Origin of the sequence: Streptomyces sp. NPDC058086 (genome assembly GCF_042885015.1) — a bacterium.
In the GTDB taxonomy this organism is placed as follows: Bacteria; Actinomycetota; Actinomycetes; order Streptomycetales; family Streptomycetaceae; genus Streptomyces.
Map to the genome: position 1 here is coordinate 1 of NZ_JBHVST010000217.1, position 6,670 is coordinate 6,670.

Annotated in this window: 9 protein-coding genes; 1 reads left to right on the forward strand and 8 read right to left on the reverse strand. The window is 66.3% G+C overall.

Annotated elements, in window-relative coordinates; all coding sequences use genetic code 11:
- The 3 genes from ACFVWD_RS56825 to ACFVWD_RS56835 all read right to left on the reverse strand — a co-directional run.
- A partial coding sequence (locus tag ACFVWD_RS56825; protein WP_389606929.1) for an IS5 family transposase occupies positions 1-770 on the reverse strand: 770 nt, incomplete at its 3' end.
- Positions 771-1,379: 609 nt separating this feature from the next.
- Positions 1,380-1,730 (reverse strand): antibiotic biosynthesis monooxygenase family protein, encoded by a 351-nt coding sequence (locus ACFVWD_RS56830; RefSeq protein WP_389606930.1) that lies wholly within the window; start codon positions 1,728-1,730, stop codon positions 1,380-1,382.
- A gap of 441 nt (positions 1,731-2,171) precedes the next feature.
- Complete coding sequence (locus tag ACFVWD_RS56835; protein ID WP_389606932.1) at positions 2,172-3,116, reverse strand: alpha/beta hydrolase family protein; 945 nt, start codon at positions 3,114-3,116, stop codon at positions 2,172-2,174.
- Positions 3,117-3,277: 161 nt separating this feature from the next.
- Between ACFVWD_RS56835 and ACFVWD_RS56840 the strand changes: the two genes are divergently transcribed.
- Positions 3,278-3,868: a TetR/AcrR family transcriptional regulator gene (locus ACFVWD_RS56840; RefSeq protein WP_389606934.1), complete on the forward strand. Its 591-nt coding sequence runs from the start codon at positions 3,278-3,280 to the stop codon at positions 3,866-3,868.
- A 437-nt stretch (positions 3,869-4,305) separates the two neighbouring features.
- On the opposite strand, the gene ACFVWD_RS56845 is transcribed toward ACFVWD_RS56840, so the two are convergent.
- From ACFVWD_RS56845 to ACFVWD_RS56865, 5 genes are all read right to left on the reverse strand, one after another.
- Positions 4,306-4,434, reverse strand: a complete 129-nt coding sequence (locus ACFVWD_RS56845; RefSeq protein ID WP_389606935.1) for a hypothetical protein — start codon at positions 4,432-4,434, stop codon at positions 4,306-4,308.
- A 566-nt stretch (positions 4,435-5,000) separates the two neighbouring features.
- Complete coding sequence (locus ACFVWD_RS56850; protein WP_389606936.1) at positions 5,001-5,246, reverse strand: hypothetical protein; 246 nt, start codon at positions 5,244-5,246, stop codon at positions 5,001-5,003.
- A gap of 110 nt (positions 5,247-5,356) precedes the next feature.
- Complete coding sequence (locus tag ACFVWD_RS56855) at positions 5,357-5,641, reverse strand: hypothetical protein (RefSeq protein ID WP_389606938.1); 285 nt, start codon at positions 5,639-5,641, stop codon at positions 5,357-5,359.
- Positions 5,642-5,852: 211 nt separating this feature from the next.
- Positions 5,853-6,080, reverse strand: coding sequence for a hypothetical protein (locus tag ACFVWD_RS56860; RefSeq protein ID WP_389606940.1), 228 nt, complete (start codon positions 6,078-6,080; stop codon positions 5,853-5,855).
- Complete coding sequence (locus ACFVWD_RS56865; protein WP_389606941.1) at positions 6,077-6,382, reverse strand: hypothetical protein; 306 nt, start codon at positions 6,380-6,382, stop codon at positions 6,077-6,079. The genes ACFVWD_RS56860 and ACFVWD_RS56865 overlap by 4 nt, the downstream gene beginning before the upstream one ends.
- Positions 6,383-6,670: the final 288 nt, after the last annotated feature.

Below are 6,670 nucleotides of genomic sequence, written 5' to 3' on the forward strand. Positions count from 1 at the left end.
TCGTAGTCTCGGGCGAGGCGCCGGTGCAGCATGATCCAACCAATACTTCGTTCGACAACCCAGCGCCTTTTGACAACGTGGAAGCCGCGAACTCCGGGGTTTCTGTTGACGACTTCGACGTCGATTCCGAGGCTGGCGCCGTGCTCGATGACGGCGTTCTTGAAGCCGGTGTCGACCCAGCTCTTGGAGATGGTCGGGTAGGTCTTTTTGGCCTGGTCGAGGAGCTGGATTCCGACGGCGTTCTCGGACAGGCTCGCGGCGGTGACGGTGACGGTCACGGTCACGGTCACGGTCACGGTCACGGTCACGGCGAGGATGAGTCCGATCGTGTCGGTGAGGATGCCCCGTTTCCTGCCGACGATCTTCTTGGCGGCGTCGGTTCCCTGACTGGTCAGGGGCACGTTGGTGGAGGTCTTCACGCTCTGTGTGTCGATCACGGAAGTGGTCGGCTCGGGCTTGCGACCCTCTTTCACGCGGGCCAGGCCGGTCAGGTCGTAGTTGAGCTGGGCGAGGATTCCCTCGTCGCGCCAGGCTGCGTAGTAGGCGTAGGCAGTGCCGTGGTTGGGGAAGTCGTGCGGGAGGTATTTCCAGGGGATTCCGGTGCGGTTGATGTAGAGGAGTGCGTTGAATACGTCGCGCAGGTCGACCTTGGCCGGCTGCCCGGTGGGCCTGCGGTCGAGCCGGGCTTTTCTCCAGGCCGTCAACGTCGGCTCGATTAAGGCCCATCGGGCGTCGGACAGGTCGCTGGGGTACGGCTTCCGCTGGCTCACGCAGTAGCGTGATCATGGATGTGGCGGACGGTGCCGTTCCGCTGCTGTTGGGCGTTTCTGCCTGATCTTCAAACCAGACGAACTTCGTTCACCAGAACCGGAGCAAACGGGCGGCCAGGTCCGCAGCTCGATGGACGCGAGGGTGTGCGTATGAGGCAAACACCTCAAGCGCGACGGCCACGAAAGTTACTTACTGGCACAGAGGTTCTCTAAATGCCCACTTAGAGGGCGTTAAGTCCGTTTCCGATATTCCGCGTGCTGGTTGTTCGAGGACTTTGGTGGACGGGTCGTCCCAGGCGTGAGCGGGTGACGTTGATCGAGGGCTCGTCGGTGGGCAGGCTGAGGTACTCGTGCAGATCCACGGACGCGGAACACCTTGTCGGGGTGCGGCCCCGCCCTCCAGGGCATCTCGCCATCGGCTCGCCCCTCACGGTAGCGGGCGGACTTCGCCGTCGTGGGCGAGGATCTTGGCCTCCACCTCGAACTCGGCGGACGTGAACTGCCGCGGTGGACGAGAGCGGGGCGAGGAACCCGTCGGCCATGGAAGGGGACGGTGCCGTGCAGGGCGGAGTCGCTGCCGAGCACGGTCACGCCTCTACAGTTGCTGTGTCATACATCGACCTTCTCGAAAATGTGCGGGTACGACACGATGTCGTCGGGGAACTCGGCAGCCATGCGCTGGAACTCCGGGCTGCCGAACGCCGTGGCGAGAGCCTCGGTCGACTCCCAGACCGCGACGTTCATCAGAAGTTGACTGTCCGCCGTTCCCTTGTGCATCTGCAGGGAGACGAATCCCGGCTGAGCCTTCATGAACTCCGCCTGCCTCCGAAAGAGGGTCAGGAACGCTTCAGTCCTCTCCTTCGGAACGACGAAGGTGTTGGCCAGGACGATGGGCCCGGTCTTCTCCTTGAACTGCGCGAACATCGGCGTAATCGAGTCCAGGCTCTGCAGCTTGGCCATCTTCGGTACTTCCTCTCGCTATCGGTAGTCCCACGGCACCGAGGCCGGCCACCGCCGTACTGGGTCCGGCGACGCTCACGACGCTCGCTTGTCCGTAGGGGTACTGCTTTCTGGGGACCGTTCCATCGTCCCGGCGTAAGCGGGCCGCGAAGTCAGCCGCAGTTCCCGTTCCGATGGGCGACTTCGGTCGGACCGCGCGAAGCCGTGTCATACGTGGGGATGACACCGGACCCTGAGGGGGCGCGGGCTCGCGGCCGATACGGGCGGAGGTGAAATTCCGTGAATCCGCAGGAGCACCGCCCCGCATGTGGAAGGGCCTCCGGCAATTCGGTTCGGTGAAGTTCCTGGTCAGGTGAGACGGTGCGAGGTGCGCAAGGGTGTCCGGCCGGTGCGAGTCCCGGCCGGACACCCTTGGCTTCGACTGCCACCCAGCGCGTGTAGCTACTTGTTGTCGATGCGTCCGCTCGGTTCGGGAGCCTCCGCGAGCGTGGTCTGGGTCTCCTTCCACGCTGTGTCGTCGATCCCGAGTGCGCTGCGGAGGTAGGCCCACGAAGCCTTCCGGATCAGAGCGACACGCTCGGGGCTCTCGTCCGTGGTGTCCTTGGCGTTGTAGGCGTGGATCCCACCGAGCGAGTGCTCGGCCCCGAACACGGTGAGCAGGCTCTGAGCCCCAGGGCTGTACTGGTACACGTCGGTGAACCAGTCGGGGCCGCGGGTCGAGAGCAGCGACTGGTCGTGGTCGCCCGCGATTGCGAGGGTTGGCGTGGTCAGACGGTCGAAGTCGGGGTTCATGAAGGAGAAGTTCTCCGCGGCGAACGGCGTCAAGGTGTCGCCGCCGATGCCTGTCGTGGCGAGTAGCACACCGGCTTTCACGCGAGTGTCGGTCTTGTCGGGCCCGGGCTGCCCGTCCGCACCGACAACCCGGGCGCCGAGAAGCATGCTGATGGTCTGTCCGCCCCAGGAATGTCCGGCGACGGCAATGCGGCTGCGGTCGATGCGGCCGCTGAGCCCTGGGACTGCGGCAACGATCTGGTCGAGTTCGTCGAGTACGCGTTCGACGTCCTGGACCCGGATGCGCCAGATGTCGGGGTAGCGCGGGTCAGTGGGAGCGATACCGAGGGTGAGCGAATCGAGGAATGTGGGCTGTATGACGACGAAGCCGTTGGCGGCCCAGAAGTCGACCAGCGGGTCGTACGAGGACATCGACAGGCCGAAGCCATGGGCGAGGACGATGATCGGTAGGTCAGTGCCGGTGACCGGCGCCGACACACGTACCTGCAGGTCGTCGCCGCGCTCCGGTGCGGGCAGGACGACCGGCTTGACGCTGATGATTGCCGAGGTCAAAGCGGGAACGGTGCTCTGGGCGACCATTTCGGATGCGGGCATGTGAGACTGCCTTTCGCTTGCGATCAGCACCGGATCCATAGGGATCTGCGGCGCGGATTCTGACGACGTGACCCACCGGATAGACTCCTAAGCGGAACGCCGTTCCAAATATACGGAACAGTGTTCCGCTTAGCAAGTGCAGTCGTGGGACAGGAGCACCCGTGAGTGAAGGCGACCAGCCGTCGTCGGCGACCCCGAACTCGGCCAAGCGCGCGGACGCCCGGCGGAACGAGAAGGCGCTGCTCGATGCCGCGGCGTCGGTGTTTGTCATCGACGGAGTGGACGCGCCGGTACGCCGTATCGCAGCCAAGGCGGGCGTCGGTGTGGGCACGATCTACCGGCACTTCCCCACGCGCGCGGACCTCGTCCTGGCCGTATACCGGCACCAGGTCGACGCCTGCGCCGAAGCCGGGCCCACCCTGCTCGCGACAGCGGCGTCACCATTCGACGCACTGTGTCAATGGGCGGATCTCTTCATGGAGTTCCTGGCGACGAAGCACGGGCTAGCGGCTGCGATGCGCAACGATCCCGACGGCTTCACCGCCCTGCACAAGCTGTTCCTCGATCGCCTCGTGCCGGCGCTCGCCGACATCATCCGCGCCGCCCGGAACGCGGGGGAGGTCACTACTGACGTCACCGCATACCAGCTGATCCGCGCGATCGGCGACATCTGTGCGGGCGGAGAGGTGGCAGACCCGCACTACGACGCGCGTCTGACCATCCGGCTGCTGCTCGACGGATGCCGACGGTAGCAGGCGGACAGCGGCCGCCGTCCATGACGGTGTGCCAGCGCGGGTGCAGGGGCCGGTAGGCGAAGCCGTCCGGGTCGGTGAGGCCGACCTCCTCCTTCCAGGCGCGCCAGGCGCGGACCGGGCAGCTGCTCGGGCGGGAGCCGAACGGGGTTGTGCCAGCGCTGAGCCTTGCGCACGTACTCCCAGAAGACGGCGCTGATGGCCGCTCTGGCGACGGACCTCGTCGGGGCGCTTGCCCTGCTCGATGGCCGTGGTGATGAACCCGGCCCGGGCAGAGTGTCCGGTCAGCTTCACGTCGATTTCCAGGGTGATTGGCGCGGTCGGTTGTTGCACGGCAGCGTGGTGCGCAACCGACCGCGATGCGGATCCTGTTCTCGGCCAACTGCTGTCATACGAGCGCTACTCGGATGAGGGATGCAACCCGTTGGCCGGGCTCGTCAGTCGTCGAGCGCGTCCTGGCCGTCGGGGCCGGAGAAGACCAGCTGCGTGACGATGGGCCCGTAGTCGGCTACCGCGCTCGGCGCCCTCCTGCAGTGTCGTCTAAAACTGCCGGTCACCCTCGACATGTCGCGAACCGGACAGTTGCGTGTTGAAGCGCCCCGTCTGATGACCGGCGGGGGCTTTGCGTTCGTCGCGGGTCACTGTCGTCAGGGTGCGATGCCGCCATGCCACGAGCAGGTGCCGCGCCCTGTTGAGGGGGAGACGGAGCCGTCCGAGCAGATCGTGACGGCAGGAGGACGGGCCACGGCTGTGGCCGTCAATGTGGGGGTCGGCCACACGGTAGGGGCGGCATAGCGTCTCGCCGCTGCGGATCGTGACGTTTCGGCATCGCGGACTTCTTGGCTGGCTTCAGCTTTGATCCGGGCCCAGCATTCGGCGAAGGTCCCGGTGGTTCCGTCGCCGCAGTCTCGATCTGGCCCGTAGGGCGAGGCGATGGGTTCCGTGTGGAGGGGGCTGGGGCTCCAGGCTTCCTGTGTCTGCGTAGGACGTGATTGGTAGTTGGGCGGCTCGCCTGTATGCCCTGTGGCGCCGATCCACATCGCGATGGCGGCCATTGGGCCGGCGCAGACGAGGAAGCCGATGAGGGCGTCCCGGCGGCCAGATGTGCTCATAGACCCCCCGCGATATGGCGTTAGCCAAGGTAGTTGATCTGCAACACCGTGATCGTCTTGAGCGTGTTCCCGACGGGGAGTACGGCGAACGCCTGCTCGGTGACGATCATCCGCATGACGCCGTCGTCTTCGCCGTAGGGTTTGGTGGCGGCGATGGGGTCGTGGCAGGCGTCGGCTAACGCGAGGGTGAGGGTTTCGCCGGCGGCCGGCGGTATCGCTTCGTGGACGGCTTCGGCGGCCGGGTCGTACTTCAGGCGGTAGATCACTCGCTGGCTCCAGATCGCAGGCACGACAAGCTCAAGAAACCTCAGTCTGGTAGGCAGCGGCACTGCGTAGCGTAGCGATTCATCGACGGCGCGTGTCGAGAAGTGGTGAATCAGGCGGCGCCGCGGGCCCGGATGCGCACCGCGTCACCTAGGACGCGCTCAGTCGCGTCGATCCACTGGCCGGGAGGCTCTTCGCCCCGAGCCTCAGCAGCAGCGATCTCCCGCCCGCGTTCGACGGCGGCGAGGGTGTCCTTCGCGATCCGCTCCCACGTGGCGAACACGGCGAGCAGTTGGTGCGCCGGCGCCCGGTTGATCTCGCTGAGGAAGCGCTGGGCTAGGGCAGGATTGCCGAGGGCGTCACGGATGGACTCGATGGTCCACGTCCTATCGCTCATCCCGGCCTCCGAAACTTTAGCGGCTCGAGTTTCAGGCTATCGCGAACCCTGGTCGGGGAAGCTGGATCCGCGATGCCAGATACGGGGATCAGATCCGGTAGGCCAGTAACGGAATGCGGTCGGCCACGTCACTAACCTTCGTGGCAGCCGCATAGGCACTTCGCCCCGCAGTGCTTGCAGGTTGCGGGCCGTTTCGCCCCGTTGGGCCCTGTCATGCCCTGGCAGTAGCCGTGATCACCGTGGAGGCAGCCGGTCGACAGGTAGACGTGGCGTGCCGACGATGCGGTGAGCGACGCGCTGATCGGGTCTCCTGTCCATGGGTGGCGGCGCGCACCTCGGACCATTCGCCGTGGCAGAGGGCGCATCCGTCGGTGAGTTCGTCGTGGCCGTGTTCCCACCGGGCGGCGATCTCGTTGAGGCGGTCGGTCAGGTCGGTCACGGCCGCTCCTCCGCCCCGGCCGGCTGATCGAGCGCGGCGAGGGCGCGTTCGGAGCAGGCCTGGTAGCCGCGCTGCCAGTCGGTGACGTCCCGGTCGTCGGCGACGTGCACGGCGGTTCGCACGCGGCGGATGACCGCGAAGAGTTCCTCGCGGCCCTGGTCGAGGGCGAGGGCATTCTGTTGCGCCTCGTCGAGCCGGGCCCGCAGGCTCTCCAACTCCCGGTCGCGGACGGCGAGGACGGCGGGGACGGCGGCGGCGAGGTCGCCCTCCGGGTCTGGAACGTCGACGGTCCAGGCGGCCATCCATCCGTCCCAGATTTCGCTGGTCGCCGCCGCGTACTGCTCCCGCAGCGAGTTGTCCGCCGCATCCCTGCTATGGCTCGGGGTGGTGCATACAGATCAGATGGGGTGCTCCGGCTTCAGGCAAGTTGGGCACGTAGGACGTCGGAAGTGTTTCGACCGAAACGCTTCCGGGACTTCCGTTCGAGGCGCGGCAGCACGTCTACGAAGTGGTTCGGCCGAACCACGTCCTGGATGCCCCGCTCGACGGCGACGGGCCGGAGCCTGTGTCGAATCAGTACCGCTGCCGGG

Excerpts from the sequence above, each read along its gene's own strand:
- ACFVWD_RS56830 (WP_389606930.1), bottom strand. The coding sequence starts at position 1,730 with ATGGCCAAGCTGCAGAGCCTGGACTCGATTACGCCGATGTTCGCGCAG.
- ACFVWD_RS56835 (WP_389606932.1), bottom strand. The coding sequence starts at position 3,116 with ATGCCCGCATCCGAAATGGTCGCCCAGAGCACCGTTCCCGCTTTGACC.
- ACFVWD_RS56845 (WP_389606935.1), bottom strand. The coding sequence starts at position 4,434 with ATGTCGAGGGTGACCGGCAGTTTTAGACGACACTGCAGGAGGGCGCCG.
- ACFVWD_RS56855 (WP_389606938.1), bottom strand. The coding sequence starts at position 5,641 with ATGAGCGATAGGACGTGGACCATCGAGTCCATCCGTGACGCCCTCGGC.
- ACFVWD_RS56865 (WP_389606941.1), bottom strand. The coding sequence starts at position 6,382 with ATGGCCGCCTGGACCGTCGACGTTCCAGACCCGGAGGGCGACCTCGCC.